Origin of the sequence: Methylomonas sp. MK1 (genome assembly GCF_000365425.1) — a bacterium.
Classification (GTDB): Bacteria; Pseudomonadota; Gammaproteobacteria; order Methylococcales; family Methylomonadaceae; genus Methylomonas.
Map to the genome: position 1 here is coordinate 206,818 of NZ_AQOV01000001.1, position 18,401 is coordinate 225,218.

Sequence of the window (18,401 nt, forward strand, 5' to 3'; positions counted from 1 at the left end):
TTAGCTAAAAATCGATTCGAACGAATAGCCGCTACTTTCAAGAATTTCTTTGAGGCGCTTCAGGCCGTCCATTTGTATCTGTCTGACTCTTTCGCGAGTTACGCCCAATTCTAAGGCTACCTGTTCCAAAGTTGCGTTTTCGAATCCACAAAGGCCATATCTGCGACAAATGACTTCGCGCTGTTTTTCGGCAAGCTGATAGACCCAGTAGGTGACGTTATGTTGAATAAAGTCGTCTTGTAAGATTTCAGCAGGATTACGGCTTTCTTCTTCGGAAATTGTCTCAAGTAGGGGTTTGTCAAAATCCTTACCGAAAGACACATCAACGGATGTGACGCGCTCGTTGAGTTTCAGCATTTTACTGACGGTTTTAGCGGGTTTATCAAGATGCCGCGCTATCTCGTCGACAGTCGGCTCGTGATCAAGCTGTTGCGCTAAATTCCGCTGCGCTTTCAAATAAATGTTCATTTCCTTAACAATATGAATCGGCAGACGAATAGTTCTAGTCTGATTCATGATTGCGCGTTCGATGGTCTGCCTGATCCACCAGGTTGCGTAGGTTGAAAATCTGAAGCCTCGATCCGGGTCGAATTTTTCAACTGCTCGGATCAACCCCAAATTACCTTCTTCGATTAAATCGAGTAAAGGGAGCCCGCGGTTTAAATAGCGCCTGGAAATTTTGACAACCAGACGTAAATTGCTTTCGATCATAATTTTTCGGGCTTTTGGATCGCCCTGCTGAGTACGTCTGCCGTAGATTTTTTCTTCATCAGCAGTTAGCAGCTGGGATTTACTAAGTTCATTCAGATACGCTCGGGTGGCATCGAAAGTACTCTCATTTTGCGATTCGTTACTTTCTATCTCGGCTAGCTTAAACGTTTCGTTCGGATCGATTTCGACAACTTCTTCATCGACATCATCAAAAGAAATGAAATCTGGAATATCCATATCTTTAATTACATCTATCGTTTCTTCCATCATGATTAATCTCCCAGGTATTTTGGCTTGCTGAATCGTTTATTTTTATGGGTACGTGTCTCGCCAGATAACTATTAATCCCTTAAAACTATTTAAATGCAGATAAGATTGAAACCCAACAACGGAACCGAAATTGCTCACTGTCAAAACCACTTAAGTCAATAGGCCAATCTTAACGACACCATGCCTCTTCTTGTATTTCCGATCTGATCTAATCGAAGGCACTAACCTTAACGGCGAGTGCCAGTATAACTTTAAAAGATTTGTCTTATAAATTGAATTTACTGATATTTTTGTGGTCCACATCTCTTTTTTGATTTTTATTCACAGCAGCCTCTTAGGCCTTTTTGGTGCGTAAAATCAGCAAGATCAAACTAAAATTCGAACCACTTCTAAATTATGAAAATAAGAAAGTGATGCGTATCACATATATTCAAAAGAACTGCAAAAACAGACAATTCTGAAAGGAATATTCTGGATGTGTTTTTTTCAACGGCCCAGCAATGTTTTTTTTGCTTGATTAATTTGGGCTGCCAAATAATCCGACCCTCCTCGATCAGGATGAAAGCGCGAAATGAGTTTACGGTGGGCCTGAATAATTTCTTCTTCCGTTGCGCCAGGCATAAGCCCCAAAACTTCAAAAGCCTCCGTTGTTGTCATGCCCGCTTGTCGAGATGAACCATGACCCGGCTTACCATATTGCGGATTGCCTGCTTTGAATCGCAACCAAATACCCTGAAGTTGTGGCGCGTATCTTAATATCAGAGGCATCGAGCGTAATAGAAACGCAAATATTACGCCGAATATCGCCAACAGACCGCTAAGTTTTCCACTCAGCATCAGTACAAGCAAAATCAGCCCAACCGCAACCCAGGCTAGTTGTTTAAGTCGCTTGCTGCGCAATTCGGCTGGTACCTTTATAAATCCCGATAGCATCAAAATTGCCAATACCAATGCCAACAATATCACTATTCGTATCACCCAGACTCCAAACGCTTCAACCGACGAACGTCATAATAACTTAGAATACCGCCAGTTCGACAAATGTAGAGAAGTCCATGTTCAGCCCATCAGTCCTCGGCTTCGCGGCCACCAGCGGCACCGGTAAAACCAGTTTACTGACAAAACTTATCCCGATACTGAAAGCACATAATCTGCAAATCGGTATTATTAAACACAGTCATCACGACTTCGAGATGGACCAACCCGGTAAGGACAGTTTTCGGCTGCGTGAAGCGGGTGCCACCCCTGTTATGCTGGTCTCCCGATACCGGCGGGCGATAATCACCGAATTGTCGGCAGATACCGATATTTCGCTGACTGAACAACTCGCTTTGTTTCCCAATGCAGGCCTGGATTTGATTTTAGTGGAAGGATTCAGACATGAGCGCTATCCCAAAATAGAGCTCGTCCGACCGAACCTAGGCAAACCGTTGCTTTACCCTGAAGATCCGTCGATTATCGCGATAGCAAGCGATCAACCCCTATTAACACCACCCGACTTACCTTGCCTTGATCTAAACGATACACAAGCCATAGCCAAATTCGTTATCGAAATCTTTTTGAAGCGCCAACGTGACTAACATCTGCTACCCCAACAAACACGATTTATTAAGCGTCGAACAGGCTCTATCGGAAATCCGCAAAGCCATCAAGGCGATCCCCGAACAAGAGCTAATCGCGTTGACCCAGGCCCTTGGTAGAACACTAGCCGATAGCGTGAGCTCACCCATCGATGTCCCTCCGCAACGTACGGCGGCAATGGATGGTTACGCGTTTGCTGCTGGCGATATAGTTGCGGGGCAGCAGGCTAAACTACAAGCAATCGGCACCTCTTGGGCCGGAAAACCATTTTCAGAGCTACAGTCGCCCGGCCAATGCGTCAGAATATTTACAGGGGCTGTGGTCCCTGAGTTTGCGGACAGCGTTATCGCCCAAGAACAAACCGAACTAAATGGAGACACTGTATCACTTCCCCAGGACTGGCAACCGTATAAAAATATTCGCGCGGCTGGTAGCGATGTTAAACAGCATGATGAGTTAGTTACCGCACCGAAAAAGCTCTCCGCTCGCGACCTCAGCCTACTGGCTGCGGCAGGTGTCGAACAAATCAGCGTGAAACGCAAACTTAGAATTGGCTTTTTCTCGACTGGCGACGAATTGGTACCACTGGGAGAACCGCTAGCTATCGGCCAAATCTATGACAGCAACCGCTACCTATTAGCCGGGCTACTATCCGACCCTAATCACACGGTCTCGGACTTGGGCATCGTCGCAGACGATCAACTGAAACTCGAACAAACTTTCAAGAACGCAGCCCAGCAACATGACGTCCTCATTTCCACCGGCGGTGCGTCGGTTGGTGATGCGGATTTTGTCAAACAAACGCTGGAAAAATGCGGACAGGTGAACTTCTGGAAACTGGCGATCAAACCCGGTAAACCCTTGGCTTTTGGCAAGATCGGCAAGTGCTGGTTTTTCGGTTTACCCGGCAATCCGGTCGCCGTCCTGGTCACTTACGAGAAATTCGTAAAACCAGCCTTGGAACAACTCGCCGGCACGCCACCCACGCAAGCATTGCGCTTACGTGTTCGTTGCGACAGCAGGCTAAAAAAATCACCCGGGCGGCAGGAATATCAACGTGGCATTCTGTACCAGCAGGACGACGGCGAATTAGCCGTCCGTCTCGCCGGCCAACAAGACTCCCATCAACTGAAAGTGGCCAGTCAGTCCAATTGTTTTATTGTGCTGGATGCCGACAGTACAGGTGTAGATGTTGGAGAAATGGTGACCGTAGAGCCCTTCTCTTCGACGTTACAGACAGCTTACTAGCCTTCTCACTAACCGGAGTATTCTTGACCCACCGGTAGGGAAACTCGAAACACAAACAGGCTGCCAGTCCATGCAAACGAACGGCAGAATATCTGATTACGCAGCTGCTTCCGCAAGATTCCCTAGATAACCATGTTTTCTGGCCAGATATTCGTCTACAAACGCCTGCATCGGTTCGGCTTCATAATCACGCAAACCGCTGACCGCCAGCTTTTTAAAGCCGGAACCAACCACGTCTTCACCGCATTTGATTTGGAAATAAAGATAAGCGGTGGCGCGCTTGCCGTTGACTTCCATTTTCGGTTCCAGCATTTCCAGCCGCGGCTCATGAAAGTCCATCCGGTTTAAGCTCAAGGTCATGCTTTCATAAATCACCAAAGGCCGGTCTATATTGAACATGACTTGCTCTTTGGCCAACAAAGGCACCAACACATACGGAAAGTTCTGCCCGGAAAAAGCCACATAATCGCGAATCAACGCCTCGATTAAGGCAGGGTCGCGAATCACATCGCCGGAACGTTCGATCTGCAAATAGGTTTTACCTTGATTGTCGGTGACATCGATTTTTTCGGCATCATCATCAGGAAAGTTCAGCAATACACCGTGACCAACCATCCCGGAAAAGATGAAGTGCATATTCTGGCTAAGGCCGTATTTGTCCAACACTAGCGAGAATAATAAATCGCCCGGCACGCAAAAACGTTTTGCGTCTTCGTCATGCAAGGGGTTGAAGTCATGGGCAACTTCTTTGGCAAACATGCTGGCCTGCGCGGCGCTGATAGCGACACTGCCCTCCTGAATGTCATAGTATTCTTTTAAAAACATAGCTTAATTAATAATTTAGTAACGTGGGACGGACGGATCGCAAACCTGAGACCAGGCGTCGATGCCGCCCTTCAAATTGAACAACCTTTGCAGCCCGGAATGCTGCAAAAAATTGCAAGCTTGCTGGCTACGCATACCATGATGACAAATCACCACCACGTCACGGTCTGCAGGCACTTCGGCGACGCGCGCGGGGATTTGCTGCAGTGGTATCAATACGCTACCGGCAATCTTGGCGTAGGCAAACTCGTGGGGCTCCCTGACGTCCAGTAAAAATACCGATGGGTCGTCCTGTAAATGTTGTTGTAGCTGTTGTGGCGTGTATTGATTTATTGGCATATGAATCTTTCCAGTCTCTGAAGCGCGGCGGCCATTCTATCGATTGAAGCGGTATATGCAAATCGAATGTGTTGATTGGCCAAGTATTGACCAAAGTCTTTGCCGGGTGTTACCGCTACGCCTTCTTGTTCGAGTAGCTGTTTGGCAAACTCAAAACTGTCGTCGGTAAACGCACTGCAATCGGCATAAATATAAAACGCCCCTTGGGGTTTACAGGCTATTTTAAATCCCAACCTTAACAAGTTGTCGTAAAGAAAATCCCGCCGCTTTTCAAATTCGTCTCGGCGTCGATACAATTCGGCCATATTTTCAGTGCTGAAACAGGCCAACGCAGCGTATTGAGAGTGGGTAGGCGTAGAAATAAAAATGTTTTGCGCCAGTTTTTCCACGGCGTCGATAAAATCTTCCGGCACGATTAACCAGCCGATACGCCAACCGGTCATGCCAAAGAATTTGGAAAAACTGTTGATGACAAATACATCGTCGCTGAACTCCAAAGCGCTGTTGACTGTTTCGCCGTAAACCAGACCATGGTAAATCTCGTCCGAATAAAAGCAGCCCCCTAAGGCATGCGTCTGTTGAATCGCATCGCGCAGCGCATCGTTGCCAATGATGGTACCGGTAGGGTTGGACGGCGAAGCAATTAATACGCCTTTGCTGGCCGGCTGCCAGTGCTGGCGTATCAACTCGGCGTTGAGTTGATACGCCGTTTCGGCACCTACATTCACAAAACGAGTTTTACCGTCGAAAAGCTGTACGAAGTTGTCGTTACAGGGATAACACGGATCAGCCATCAAGATTTGCTCGCCCGGATTTAAACTAATCCCAAACGCCAGCAAAAACGCGCCGGACGCGCCGGGTGTAATGAAAACCCGTTTTGGGTCCAGATCTACGCCGTATTGCGCCTGGTAATAATCGGCAATGCTTTGGCGCAATTCCGGCAATCCGGCTGCTGCGGTATATTTGACTTCTCTACCCTGCATGAAGGCATTTCCAGCTGCCAATATTGCCGGGGGTGTCTCGAAATCCGGTTCGCCGATTTCCATGTGAATGATGTCGCGACCTTGCTGTTCGAGCTGCTTGGCGCGCTGTAATAATTCCATCACATAAAATGAGCTGATGCCGCGCATTCGCTCGGCGACGTGGTGTTTCATGTGCAAATTCCGTTAGTCAAAAGCGTCTTCATCATAACAAACTTCTTGCTTGGCCCCGGCTATTCTGTTAAAAAGCCCCGATTTTTTTATAGACCGCCAGGAGTCATTGGATGAACAATACAAACCCTGCCGCATCGGAATTTACTTTTAAGCCTTATGAGGAAAAAGAAGGCGAAGAGTACATGAACGAGGCGCAGTTGAGCCATTTTTCCGCCATCTTAAATAAATGGAAATCCGAACTAATGATGGAAGTGGATCGTACCGTCCACCACATGCAGGACGAAGCGGCCAACTTTCCCGATCCGAACGACCGGGCCACGCAGGAATCAGAGTTCAGCCTGGAACTGCGCACCCGCGACCGTGAACGCAAATTGATTAAGAAGATCGACGAATCCTTGAAGGAAATTGAGTCGGGCAATTACGGCTATTGCGAAACCTGCGGTATCGAGATTGGCATTCGCCGTCTGGAAGCACGTCCCACCGCCAACCTGTGCATCGATTGCAAAACGCTCGATGAAATCAGGGAAAAGCAATTGGGTTAATTCTGCCCAATTCCGCACCGTATATCGGCCGGTTTGCGCCCTCGCCTACCGGCCCGCTTCATCTTGGTTCTTTATACACCGCTCTCGCCAGCTATCTGGATGCCCGTCAGCATAATGGTCTATGGCTATTGCGCATCGACGATCTCGATACGCCGCGCAATACGCCAGGAGCCAGCGACGAAATCCTGAATTGCCTGCAAAGCTTTGGTTTGCATTGGGACGGCGAGGTGTATTACCAAAGCCAACATCTCGATCAATACGAACAAACCGTTGCCGAATTGCAAAACCGGCATGAGCTATATCCTTGCACCTGTAGCCGCAGTTTATTGGCGAATTCGCCTTTGATTTATCCGGGCTATTGCCGCGCCAAGACAGAATTGACTAATACACCACATTCGCTGCGGGTAAAAACGGCGGATATTTCAACACGCTTTGTTGATGACTTGCAGGGTGAAATCAGCCAAAACCTGGCTAGCGAGCACGGCGACTTTATCGTCAAGCGCAAGGATGGCATCATCGCTTACCAATTGGCCTGCGTCGTCGACGACCATCGGCAAAAGGTCAGTCGGGTGGTAAGAGGTTACGATTTATTGGATTCGACTGCCAAACAGCTGTATTTACAGCATTTGCTAGGTTACCCATCACTGCAATACATGCATATTCCGTTGATTGTCGATCACAGAGGCAATAAGCTAAGTAAGCAAACCCGCGCCGAAGCCGTCAATTCACATCAAGCCGGACCAACCTTGTTTCTGCTGCTAACCTTACTCAAGCAAAATCCACCGCCCGATTTGCGGCTGGCTGCAATCGACAGTATTCTGGAATGGGCCATCGAACATTGGCAAACCGAACGCTTGACGAACACCCAAACCGTCTCAGCCTTACAACACAATTAATAACGTTCAAAGAAGGAGGTTACGTTATGTCAGACCAAAAAATTTATCCGGTTAACCCGCAGATCGCCGCCAGTGCCCATATCGATAGCGCTGCTTATCCGCGTCTCTACCAACAATCGATAACCGAACCGGAAGCTTTTTGGGCTGAACAGGCCGCCGAATTTTTGGACTGGCATCAGCCTTGGCAGCAGGTGCTGCAATACGACTACCCCAAGGGCGAAATAAAGTGGTTTCTGGGCGGCAAACTTAATGTCACCGTCAACTGCCTGGACCGACACCTGGAAAAGCGCGCTGACCAGGTAGCGATTATTTGGGAAGGCGACGACCCGGCGCATGATCGTAAACTGACCTACCGCGAACTGCACGCGCAAGTCTGCCAATTTGCCAATGTTCTGAAAGCTAACGGTGTGCAAAAAGGCGACAGAGTCTGTATTTATCTACCCATGATCGCCGAGGCCGCAGTGGTGATTTTGGCCTGCGCGCGGATCGGCGCGGTGCATTCAATTGTATTCGGCGGCTTTTCAGCCGATGCGTTGCGTGATCGTGTTATAGATGCCGATTGCCGGGTTTTGATTTGCGCCGACGAGAGCTATCGTGGCGGCAAAATTGTGCATTCGAAATTGAATGTTGATAAAGCCGCCAATCAATGCCCAAACTTAAATACCGTGATAGTCATCAAGCATACCGGCCACGACATTCCCTGGACCGAAGGCCGCGACATTTGCTACCACGAAGCCATGCAAACCGCCTCAACCGACTGCGAGCCGGTGATGATGGATGCCGAAGATCCCTTGTTTATCCTATACACCTCCGGATCCACCGGACAACCCAAAGGCGTGCTGCACACTACAGGCGGTTATTTGCTGTATGCGGCAATGACCCACAAATATGTGTTCGATTACCAGGAAGGCGACATTTACTGGTGCACCGCCGACATTGGTTGGATCACCGGCCATTCCTACGTGCTATACGGCCCATTATGTAATGGCGCCACCAGTTTGATGTTCGAGGGCGTACCGACTTATCCACATCCCGACCGCTTCTGGCAAGTAATCGATAAACATCAGGTCAATATTTTTTACACTGCGCCAACTGCAATCCGCGCACTGATGGCGCAGGGCGACGATTTTGTCACCCGCACCAACCGCAGTTCGCTTCGCATTCTGGGCAGCGTCGGTGAACCGATTAATCCGGAAGCTTGGGAATGGTATTACCAGGTGGTTGGCAACCAACGTTGCCCGATAGTGGACACATGGTGGCAAACCGAAACCGGTGGCATTCTCATCACTCCGTTGCCTGGTGCGACGCCGCTAAAACCTGGTTCGGCGACGCTGCCGTTTTTCGGGGTAAAACCGGCGATACTCGACCCGGATGGCAATGTTTTGGAAGGTGAAGCCGAAGGCGTATTGGTACTAACTTACCCATGGCCTGGCCAGGCCCGCACGGTTTATGGCGACCATGCGCGCTTTATCGACACCTATTTCGCCAAATTCCCCGGTTACTACTTCGCCGGAGACGGTGCCCGCCGCGACAAAGACGGCTATTACTGGATTACCGGTCGCATCGATGACGTGTTGAACGTCTGCGGCCACCGTTTGGGTACCGCGGAAATCGAAAGCGCGCTGGTACTGCACGACTTAGTGGCCGAAGCCGCCGTGGTGGGTTTTCCGCATCCGATTAAAGGCCAGGGGATTTATGCTTATGTGACTTTAAACGTCGGCATTGAAGGTAACAGCAGCCTGAAAGGCGAATTGAAGGACTTGGTGCGCGAAGAAATCAGCGCCATCGCCCTGCCCGACTTGATTCAATGGGCGCCTGGCCTACCTAAGACTCGTTCCGGCAAAATCATGCGCCGCATCCTGCGTAAAATCGCCGCCAACGAATTCCACGATCTCGGAGATACCTCAACGCTTGCTGATCCTTCGGTGGTCGAGCAATTGATCGCCAACCGTCTCAAACTGCCTTAAGGTGAAAATTCGACTTGCCTTAGCATACCTTGGCGTAGTGTTGGTCTGGACCACGACACCGCTGGCAATAAAATGGAGCAGTATTGGCGTCAGTTACGTATTCGGCGCCATGGCACGGATGACCACAGGCTTGGCCTGCCTGCTGTTGTTATTGTTACTGTTGCGCCGGCGTTTGCCGCTCAACCGCCCCGCTTTGATGACTTACCTGGCGGTGGCGGTACAGCTTTACGGCAGTATGCTGATTACCTATTGGTCGGCGCAATTCGTACCGTCCGGCTGGATTTCGGTGATTTTCGGTTTAAGCCCTTTTATGACCGCCTTCATGGCCGCCGCCTATCTGAAAGAACGCAGTCTGGGTTGGGGCAAGTTATTCGCTTATGGTTTGGGTGTAGGTGGATTAGTGGTGATGTTCAGCTCGGCGTTGGAATTGGATGAACTGGCTCTACAAGGCGTGATCGGCGTGCTGGTTGCTACCTTTATACACGCGGCCAGTGCGGTGTGGGTGAAACAAATTGACGCGCGCCTGTCGGCTTTACAATTAGTCACGGGTGGATTGTTAATCTCGGTCCCATTGTATTTCGGCACTTGGTATTGGCTGGATGACGGCAAATTGCCTGAAACCATTCCGGAGCAAACCCTGTATTCGATTGCCTATCTTGGCGTCGTTGCGACAACCTTGGGTTTTGCTTTGTATTATTTTATATTGAACAATATGCAAGCCACCAACGTCGCGATGATGAATCTGATGACGCCGATCATGTCGTTGCTGCTTGGCTACACGGTAAATCATGAGCCATTGACGCTGAAAACCATGGCGGGCACCGCGCTGATTATGTGCGCGCTGTTGATTTACGAAATCGTCAATCGCCGGCAACAACGGAATGGCGGGTAATCGCCATTCCGCGCCGTCTGAGAACTAAATTTTGCTGACGCGTTGCTGCAAATACGCGGCGAAATCGGCTTTAATTTCCGGATGCAGCAAACCGTACTCAACGTTAGCCAACAAGAAACCGAATTTTGATCCGCAGTCGTAACGGTTGCCTGCAAATTCGTAAGACAACACTTCTTCGTCTTCCATCAATGCGGCAATCGCATCGGTCAACTGAATTTCACCGCCTGCGCCGCTCCCGGTGTTTTCGATTTTTTCAAAAATAGCAGCTGTCTTTAATTATAAACAAATTATCTTATTTGCTGATGCTCAGGACGAAGCAAATCGTTCACTGTTTTTACCGGATTGAATGTTTCCATAGGAACTTCAACAAAAATTGTATTCCAATCGCTCATGGCGCCATTCCAAAGTCCGGGCAACTCTAAAGCTTTCAATTCTTTGCCACCCTTCGATTTCGATGAAATAAATCCGGTTTGCTTATCAACGTATTGTAAAAGATTAAATTTTTCGCCTTTATAGTTCTTCACTCCACATACCAAATCAACAGGATTAAAATGTGTTGAATTCATCATTTTTGCTTTTTCTGTCGGATTTGATAAATCAATTTGCGAACTTTCGAGAATTTGAGTAGACACGGTTCCGTCTGCATTTACAGTAAGAAAAGGACCGCCACCAGGCTCTCCGGTATTTTTAACCATACCACAAACCCGAATTGGACGATTTAGTTTTGATTTCAGATACTGTTTTAACTCACTTTTATCCAATTTATTAATTTCAGGGTGAATGTTATTAAGTTCCTTTTCGCAAAACAGAGCAATTTCATGTAAGCTTGAAATAGATATATTATCTTTCTCCAATAATTGAAGATTTTCAAACGCTTTTTGTTGAAGTTTTATCAATAAACCCGCAATAGCTTTCTTGTATTTAACTGTTTGATTTTTAAGTGCATCAGGAACCACATTATCGATATTTTTAATAAAAATAACATCTGCATTTAAATCGTTCAGATTTTCAATAAGAGCACCATGTCCTCCGGGGCGAAAAACTAATTTTCCATTTTCGCGAAATGGTTGATTTTGTTCGTCGACAGCTATAGTGTCAGTCGATGTTTTTTGTTCTGAGAAACTGATGTTGAATTTTTTGCCCAGTACATTTTCGTATTCAGAAAGCGTATCATTTACATGATTTTCAAACAGTTGACGGTGTTCAGTTGAAACTGTGAAATGAATATTTACTTCATTCGATGAATTAGAAGCATACAATCCACCTTCCACCAAATGCTCCTGTAGCGAAGTGCGTTTTTCATTGTTATACGTGTGAAATAAAAGCAAGCCTTTAGGCAACGCACCATAATTCAAGCCATTACTGTTTAATAAATTAGATACAATAGCTTTCGTCTCTCCACTTTTGATCAAATCATCAATGCTTTTATTATTATTTTTCAAACAACATTCGTTCAAAACATCGTAAAAAGCGAAGTTTTTAATTTCAGTAATAAATTTAATTTCAGCAGGTTTTGTTGGTTCGGCATAATCGGCATCCAAAAACTCATATAAATCTTTAAACATACGACTGGCCGCACCCGATGCCGGAACAAATTTGAGTATTGAAGCATTGCTTTTCAAATAAGCATCCCATGTTTCCAACAAATCATTAATTTGTGCATCCGAAGCAATGGTAATACCCTGCCCTGGTGATGCAGCATTAATAATTTTCAAAAACGGGAAACCAGTTTCAAAACTTTTAAGCTGATGAGCAATTTGTGATTCTGAAATACATTTTTCACTAATTTGCTGTAAATCGTTGTTTGATAGCATCATGTTATAATTTTTGATGTTGTAAATTTTGTTATATGTATCTATACAATTAATTAAACGCCAAAAGTACGGCTACATTTGGCCACCTCGAAAAAACCATCAGATGGGAAAAAAGCGGCAACCCAATGCTGCTGATACCCGCCATGATCATAGAAAGCTTCTTGCCGCCGAAAAAGGGCATTGATCTGCCCACAGTGGGGATTGTGGTGTGATATCCGACTACGTAGTCTTTACCAAAATCATCCCCACTTTAGAAAAACACTGATATCCGATTGATTCCCATATGAGTTACCGTTCGGCATAATTCTTCATTATATTCATATGGCAACAATGCATCGGCTTTGGAGCTAAATAGAAATTCTATATCATGATTGACTGCTTATGGTCGATTGTGTTGAAAAAACCTGTTTTTCTCGAATTCCAACTACTTTTGCAGTTTAAGCGGTAATCCCCCCTGAAAAAAGCAGCGTTTAAAATCAGACTGGACTCTAGTCCTTTGGAGAACAAAGATTAGGACAGCACAAGACGACCTTTTCGGTCCCCTGTTCGAGCACCGAGATCGTCGGATCGATCGGCTGGGCAATCCGTTGTTGGAATTTGAAGCCCATGTGGATTGGGACGCGTTCCGGCCGCTGCTGGATCAAGTACACTACAAGGTCCGCAAATCGTCCGCCGGGCATAACAGGTTGGTGAAAAATTCTTTTTTACAACAAATCGAGCCTATATTTAGTACCACCAGGTTGGCTTTGATACTAAATAAAGGCCTCTTCCAGCTGAATTAGTGTCCAGAATATGGTTTTTCACCAACCTGGTATTGCTCGATAGCGGCAACACCAGCCGGGATGTGTGGACCGACAGTGCCTATCGATCCGAAGCTGTCGAAGCCCATCTTGAATCCCAAGGTTACCGCAGCCGGATTCACCATAAAGGGGGCGCGGCAAACCGCTGACCGACCGGGAAAAACAAGGCAACAGCAGCCGCTCCAAAACCCGTTGCCGGGTCGAACACGTGTTTGTCTGGATGATGCAATGGAGCGGAAACTCAGTCCGTTGCATCGGCCTGGCTCGCTCCGAAGTGCGTATCGGTTTCATGAACTTGGTGTACAACATAAGGCGTTTTTGCGCTATTCGCAGGGTAGCTGCGTCTTGATGCCGCCCATAGGGGCCGAAAAGGCTCCTATGGGAAGATGATTGTTTGGAAAAGTTGGCTTTTGAGGCCGTTTTAAACCTCGCAAACAATTATTATTGGATTATTATTAGAGGTACCCTAAAGTTAAAATTGACTGTTAGCTAATCAAGTCTGCGCACACAAGCTTCGTCAGTCTTAAATTATCGCGTTACACTAGCAATTTTAGGCCATAATTAAAGTTCATTTTCAACTCTCCTCGCAAGATTTCTCAATGACAAAACTGTTACTCACGTTTTTGGTAGCTCTGATATGGGGAAGCCCCGCTTTTTGCCAGGATTTACTGGAAACCTATCAGCTGGCGAAAGCCAATGACCCAGAATTTAAAAGCTCGGACATTAATAAACTAGCCACCGCAGAGATCAAATCGCAAAGCATTGCGCAGATGTTGCCCAATCTGTCCTTTAGCGCCAACAGCAGCCGCAATCGTCTGGAAAGTACCAGCTTTTTGGGCACCACCTTACAGCATTACTGGGACAGCAAATTGGGCATCAATTTGAAACAACCCGTGTTTCATTGGGACCATTGGGTACAGCTCGATCAGGCTGATAACAAAATTGCTCAGGCGGAAGCGCAATTCCAGGCCAAGCAACAAAGCTTGATCCGCAGAACCGCCGAGGCTTATTTCAATATATTGGCCGCGCAAGACAATCTGGAATTTGCCAACTCGGAAAAAAAATCCATCGAAAAGCAGTTAGAACAGGCCAAACAGCGTTTCGACGTCGGCATCATAGCCATCACTGATGTGTATGAAGCCCAAGCCGGTTATGACAGAGCCCTGGCCAGCGAGATCGAAGCGGGAAACCTTTTGGATAACAGCAAGGAAGCCCTGCGGGAAATCATAGGCGAAAACGCCGCCGAACTGAACAGTTTGCAACCGCAAATCCCGCTAAGCCCGCCGGCACCAGAGGATTTATCATCCTGGTCGAATGCTGCGGAAAACAACAATTTCTCTATCGTCGCACAAATTAATCAAGCCGAATACGTCCGCAAAAACGTCGAGTTACAACAATCCAAGCATCTGCCAACCCTTGACATCGTTGCTCAATATAGCGAAATGGACACCGGCAACCAATACGGTTTGCGCGGCGACAATGAAAGCTTCGGATTGCAACTAAACCTGCCTTTATACGAAGGCGGAGGCACCTCTTCCCGCAGCCGCCAGGCAGCTTACGAGTATGAAGCAGCCAAGGAAGATTTGACTAAAGTAAAACGCAGCATCAATCGCGGCGTTAAAGACGCGTTTCGGGGCGTGGTTTCCAGCATCAGCAGAGTCAACGCGCTGGAGGCCACCAGCAAATCCGCGGCAATGGCAGTGGAAGCCGCCGAAGCCGGTTTTGAAGTGGGCACCCGCACCATGGTTGACGTACTAACCGAACAACGCAACCTTTTTAAAGCCAAAAGCGATCACGCCAGAAGCCGTTACGACTATCTAATTAACGGCATCAAACTCAAGGAAGCCGCCGGTAGTCTGAATGAAGAGGACTTGCAACAGATCAATCAATATTTGCAGGGAACGCTGAGTAAGAACTAGTCGACCCGTGGAGTGCTCGAAGCCGCTCGTTAACATCACCGGTTTCGCCGCTCCCCAATGCCGGGCGTTATTAGCTCAGCCATGTCCTTATCATTTAGCCTTCCACTGTAACCGTTAAATATGCAGCCGAACGCAGGCTTAGGATATAGTGAGCTTCCAAGGCTTTGCTATTTGCGGGAAACATAGGCTTTACTTCGTTTACCCCATCCTCAACCGCTAAGCCAAGATCGGGCGGCAAGCAGCCCGCTAGCCTAAATCGATTCTTTCTACTCTCGCAGCCATTTGGTTATCGCTTTAGGCGCAAGCCTTTTAAGCTCCCGCACGAGACTTTTCGCTATCGTCGCAAGGCTTTTAGCGTTACGGACAAGCCTAAAAGCCTTGCTGGCTCATTTAAAAGCTTTGCGGGCAACTCGAATTTATTTATTAACTGGGCACAACACCTCGCGCGCCAGGCTATTTGGCTTATGCACAAGGTATTTTGCTATCCTCGCAACGCATTCAGGTAATTCGTAAGCCCACAAAACCTTGCAGGCAAAGCAAATTGATTTGCTCGCCCGGCAAAAAACCTTGCGCGTAAGGCGGCTTGATTTGCGTCCAAGAAAGTTAGGCTTTCGCGACTAGCAAAATGCAATCATCGCTCGGCTCCAAGGATTGCGAACGGGAAACAACCAACCGCCCACGCGAAAATGAGGCCCAGCATTGTCCCTTCGTTTGGGAATTGGATGTGATCGATCATGGTATTGGTCGTGGAGTTAGACGGAAATCGGCCAAAAGCTGCCAATCAACAATTGTGTATCTAGGTCAGGTTTAGTAAAGCCTCTTGCCATTTCTGTCTGCGATAAAGAAGGAGTTAAATATGCATCAAAGCTTGATACATACCTTTTTGCCAGTGATTTACAAACGGTGCCGCGTCTACCCCTGGTTGTAAAAGAACGTTCCGAATCATGTCTTTGTTTAGGCTTGCCTGCTCCATAGTTTTAATTTGGCTCAAGACTGTACCTAACTGTTCCGCTGCTTTAGTTGCATAACGTTTAGCCAAATCAAAATCTTCAAAATGTTTCCTAACTCTTAATTTGTCCACCTCAGACCAACCTCCTGGAGGTGAAGTGTAGTATTCAAATACACCTGGCTCACGCTCATCACCTGCATGGTAAATAGCGAATATCCATTGATCCATGAAGAATCTGTCCTTATCTGCATAAGGTTGAATAATTTGATCTTCGGCTTTCGTCGCAAAGTCATGCCCTTTGCCGTCCATATTGCAGTCGCGACATGATGGAACTAGGTTGCGGGGCAGAACGGAAAATTGAGGGAAATGCGCTTTAGGCAAAAAATGGTCTAAGTTGCGAGGGGTGCCTATTCCACCACAAAAGGGGCACTTTTCTTTTGCGGCATTTAATAAAGCATCATAGATTTTTCGAGCAGGCTTATCCTCTGGCACAAAGTATTTATCGTAAACTTTAACTAGCTCAGATTTTTTCAACAAATTGATAACAACAGGATCGTAATCAATGTTTGTATCGATGGGAGGGATGATGTGTAGTTCTCCAATACCAACCGCCTCTAAATATCCATCTCCTGCCACCATTAAGTCAGGCTTGCTATATTTCAGCTTCTCCCGTAGCGCGGCATTTCCGGTAATACCTTCAACACATTTATTAAGAGATTGTTCAAAGCTATATTGAGGCTCATTCAGTCGCATCATGACTATTTTTCCTATCACGGTTGGCGAGGAGTGCTTTTAGAATCGCTCTACCTTCAAACCCGATTTGGCCATTGTAGCTGGCAACTATTTCCTCGTAAGCTGTGCCTGTTTCAACAGAGTTCGCAAGAAGATCGTGGAATCCAGAGCGTTCAACTTCGAGACTAAAAACTTCACTGGTCAAGACACCAACATTCTCGCCAAAAGTTTCAATGTTTGGACGACTAGCCGTGACGCTTTCACGTACTCGATAAATTTTCCAAACGCAGGAACACGGTATTTCCTGCAAAACCACAGGCGAGTGCGTCGCTATAATGGCGACTCCATTTCTATCATGCAGCAAATCAGCTAGCGAACGCACAAACGCCGATAATAGTGGTGGGTGCAAATGGCTTTCTGGCTCGTCCAATAGTACCAACGTTTTTTCTTCTACGGTGGCAACTAAACGGGTTACAGTTAGCAGAACAATCGCATGTCCAGAACTCATGCGAGACAAAAATTTGGTAACCTTTTCTTCATATCGGACTCGGAAACTTTCCGAGTCAGATTGCTCACTATGAAAGGATGTATTGCGAAGCTCCCGATAAACAGCTTCTAATTGCTCTAGCCCCATAAAGGCAAAATTCTCATCTGAACCCAGCTTGCTAATTGCTTTTAGCCAGCGCTCAGTCTTTTGGGGCTGATAGAAACAACTAATCAAGGCTTTTACACAATCATTTCGAAGATCGCTAATGGTTCGGTGGAGTTGACCATTCTGCTGATCTTTTAAGCCAATATAGAAATAGCAGGTTCCTTTGGAAGGGTCAGGTTGTTCCAAAGGGGGGGTAAATGGGTCGAAAGCACTGAAGGAAACTGACACAAGGCTACTGAAATAGTCTTCCGAAATTTCGTTTTCCTGCCACCCTCCTGTATCGACGAACTTGGCAATCGCGTCTTTTCGATCAGTAATGGCTTCAATCATGCCATTAAGTAAAGTTGTTTTGCCTACTCCATTTCGACCAATAACGGCATGGATGTTAGTGCTGGGCAGGGAACTCACCCCCACATCGAAACTTATATCTAAGTGCCCAAAATCTTCTGTTTCAGGCCTGACGAACTTAAATTTGAAATCAGTGAGCTCGGCTTTCCCTTCGAGGACTCGGGCATACTGTCCTTTTATGACAGAAAGGCTGACGCTACGCAGTAACGATGTCCTAAAGACATATTCCTCTTTTATGTCTTTAATGAGGTCAGGTTGTACAGCAATATCGCGCAACGCTAATAGAACTCGTTTGCCTAGTCCATTAGGCAAAGATGACATATTTCGATAGAACTCAACACCTTGTCCCAGAGAGAAAAACTCACCGCCTAGGTACTCAAAGCTGTAAGGCAATTTGGAATAGGTTCGAATTTCTGTGGTTTGCCCTTTAAATCCAATCTTTATCTGACCAATATCATGTAGTAGACCATTTCCGTCATGGATGGACATGTAAAACATAGTCACAAACGAAAAGTCATTCCAATGATCTATTCTGAGATAAGCAGTATCCTTGCCACTATTGGGTGTAATAGTGTCTCTGGATAAAACACGAAATTCCATATTTATTAAATCCTCTAAATATTTTCATAAATTTTAATAAATGACCCAACGAGTTATTAAATAATTATCCGTATATCGAGCATAAAACATGCTTTGTCAAAATAACCTTTATGACTTGCTGGAGCTTTCCCTTTTCTTTATTTCAATACAGACTCATCGATA

The 18,401-nt window shown here is 46.7% G+C and carries 17 protein-coding genes and 1 pseudogene; 9 read left to right on the plus strand and 9 right to left on the minus strand.

Annotated elements, in window-relative coordinates; genetic code table 11:
* Together rpoS and G006_RS0100930 are read right to left on the minus strand one after the other, a co-directional pair.
* Complete coding sequence (gene rpoS, locus G006_RS0100925; protein WP_020481275.1) at positions 1–981, minus strand: RNA polymerase sigma factor RpoS; 981 nt, start codon at positions 979–981, stop codon at positions 1–3.
* A gap of 486 nt (positions 982–1,467) precedes the next feature.
* Positions 1,468–1,959 (minus strand): DnaJ domain-containing protein, encoded by a 492-nt coding sequence (locus tag G006_RS0100930; RefSeq protein ID WP_026146754.1) that lies wholly within the window; start codon positions 1,957–1,959, stop codon positions 1,468–1,470.
* Positions 1,960–2,036: 77 nt separating this feature from the next.
* Between G006_RS0100930 and mobB the strand changes: the two genes are divergently transcribed.
* Together mobB and moeA are read left to right on the plus strand one after the other, a co-directional pair.
* Positions 2,037–2,561 (plus strand): molybdopterin-guanine dinucleotide biosynthesis protein B, encoded by a 525-nt coding sequence (gene mobB, locus G006_RS0100935; RefSeq protein WP_020481277.1) that lies wholly within the window; start codon positions 2,037–2,039, stop codon positions 2,559–2,561.
* Positions 2,554–3,810: a molybdopterin molybdotransferase MoeA gene (moeA, locus tag G006_RS0100940; protein ID WP_020481278.1), complete on the plus strand. Its 1,257-nt coding sequence runs from the start codon at positions 2,554–2,556 to the stop codon at positions 3,808–3,810. The genes mobB and moeA overlap by 8 nt, the downstream gene beginning before the upstream one ends.
* A gap of 96 nt (positions 3,811–3,906) precedes the next feature.
* On the opposite strand, the gene G006_RS0100945 is transcribed toward moeA, so the two are convergent.
* The 3 genes from G006_RS0100945 to G006_RS0100955 are packed head-to-tail and all read right to left on the minus strand — an operon-like array spanning position 3,907 to position 6,128.
* Positions 3,907–4,635, minus strand: a complete 729-nt coding sequence (locus tag G006_RS0100945; RefSeq protein ID WP_020481279.1) for a DUF3581 domain-containing protein — start codon at positions 4,633–4,635, stop codon at positions 3,907–3,909.
* A gap of 15 nt (positions 4,636–4,650) precedes the next feature.
* Positions 4,651–4,974, minus strand: coding sequence for a rhodanese-like domain-containing protein (locus G006_RS0100950; protein WP_020481280.1), 324 nt, complete (start codon positions 4,972–4,974; stop codon positions 4,651–4,653).
* Entirely contained in the window at positions 4,965–6,128 is a 1,164-nt protein-coding gene (locus G006_RS0100955; protein ID WP_020481281.1) for a pyridoxal phosphate-dependent aminotransferase, read from the minus strand. Before G006_RS0100955 ends, G006_RS0100950 begins: the two co-directional genes overlap by 10 nt.
* A 110-nt stretch (positions 6,129–6,238) precedes the next feature.
* Here G006_RS0100955 and dksA point away from each other — a divergent pair, with 110 nt between their 5' ends.
* Genes dksA through G006_RS0100975 form a run of 4 tightly spaced genes read left to right on the plus strand, consistent with a single transcriptional unit; the run spans position 6,239 to position 10,425 of the window.
* Positions 6,239–6,670 carry an RNA polymerase-binding protein DksA gene (dksA, locus tag G006_RS0100960; protein ID WP_020481282.1) on the plus strand — a complete coding sequence of 144 codons (432 nt, stop codon included), beginning with the start codon at positions 6,239–6,241 and terminating at the stop codon, positions 6,668–6,670.
* 23 nt (positions 6,671–6,693) lie between these two features.
* A complete protein-coding gene (gene gluQRS, locus G006_RS0100965; protein ID WP_235048866.1) occupies positions 6,694–7,566 on the plus strand; it encodes a tRNA glutamyl-Q(34) synthetase GluQRS in 873 nt (290 codons plus the stop codon).
* Between the two features lie 26 nt (positions 7,567–7,592).
* A complete protein-coding gene (acs, locus tag G006_RS0100970) occupies positions 7,593–9,533 on the plus strand; it encodes an acetate--CoA ligase (protein ID WP_020481284.1) in 1,941 nt (646 codons plus the stop codon).
* Position 9,534: 1 nt separating this feature from the next.
* A complete protein-coding gene (locus tag G006_RS0100975; protein ID WP_235048805.1) occupies positions 9,535–10,425 on the plus strand; it encodes a DMT family transporter in 891 nt (296 codons plus the stop codon).
* Between the two features lie 24 nt (positions 10,426–10,449).
* Here the strand turns inward: G006_RS0100975 and G006_RS0100980 are convergent.
* Positions 10,450–10,695 (minus strand): annotated as a pseudogene (locus tag G006_RS0100980) (UTP--glucose-1-phosphate uridylyltransferase); the annotation flags it as partial.
* 17 nt (positions 10,696–10,712) lie between these two features.
* Positions 10,713–12,242, minus strand: a complete 1,530-nt coding sequence (locus G006_RS0100985) for a DUF4301 family protein (RefSeq protein WP_020481287.1) — start codon at positions 12,240–12,242, stop codon at positions 10,713–10,715.
* A 778-nt stretch (positions 12,243–13,020) separates the two neighbouring features.
* Between G006_RS0100985 and G006_RS28565 the strand changes: the two genes are divergently transcribed.
* The 3 genes from G006_RS28565 (at position 13,021) to G006_RS0101005 (ending at position 14,958) form a co-directional block, all read left to right on the plus strand.
* Entirely contained in the window at positions 13,021–13,188 is a 168-nt protein-coding gene (locus G006_RS28565) for a hypothetical protein (protein ID WP_160167649.1), read from the plus strand.
* Entirely contained in the window at positions 13,185–13,388 is a 204-nt protein-coding gene (locus G006_RS29455) for a transposase (protein WP_081607869.1), read from the plus strand. The genes G006_RS28565 and G006_RS29455 overlap by 4 nt, the downstream gene beginning before the upstream one ends.
* Positions 13,389–13,638: 250 nt before the next feature.
* On the plus strand, positions 13,639–14,958 hold the full coding sequence (locus tag G006_RS0101005) for a TolC family outer membrane protein (RefSeq protein ID WP_020481289.1): 1,320 nt from the start codon (positions 13,639–13,641) through the stop codon (positions 14,956–14,958).
* Positions 14,959–15,808: 850 nt separating this feature from the next.
* Here G006_RS0101005 and G006_RS0101010 read toward each other — a convergent pair.
* Positions 15,809–16,663: an HNH endonuclease gene (locus tag G006_RS0101010; protein ID WP_020481290.1), complete on the minus strand. Its 855-nt coding sequence runs from the start codon at positions 16,661–16,663 to the stop codon at positions 15,809–15,811.
* Positions 16,647–18,239 (minus strand): AAA family ATPase, encoded by a 1,593-nt coding sequence (locus tag G006_RS0101015; protein ID WP_020481291.1) that lies wholly within the window; start codon positions 18,237–18,239, stop codon positions 16,647–16,649. The genes G006_RS0101010 and G006_RS0101015 overlap by 17 nt, the downstream gene beginning before the upstream one ends.
* Between the last annotated feature and the right edge of the window lie 162 nt (positions 18,240–18,401).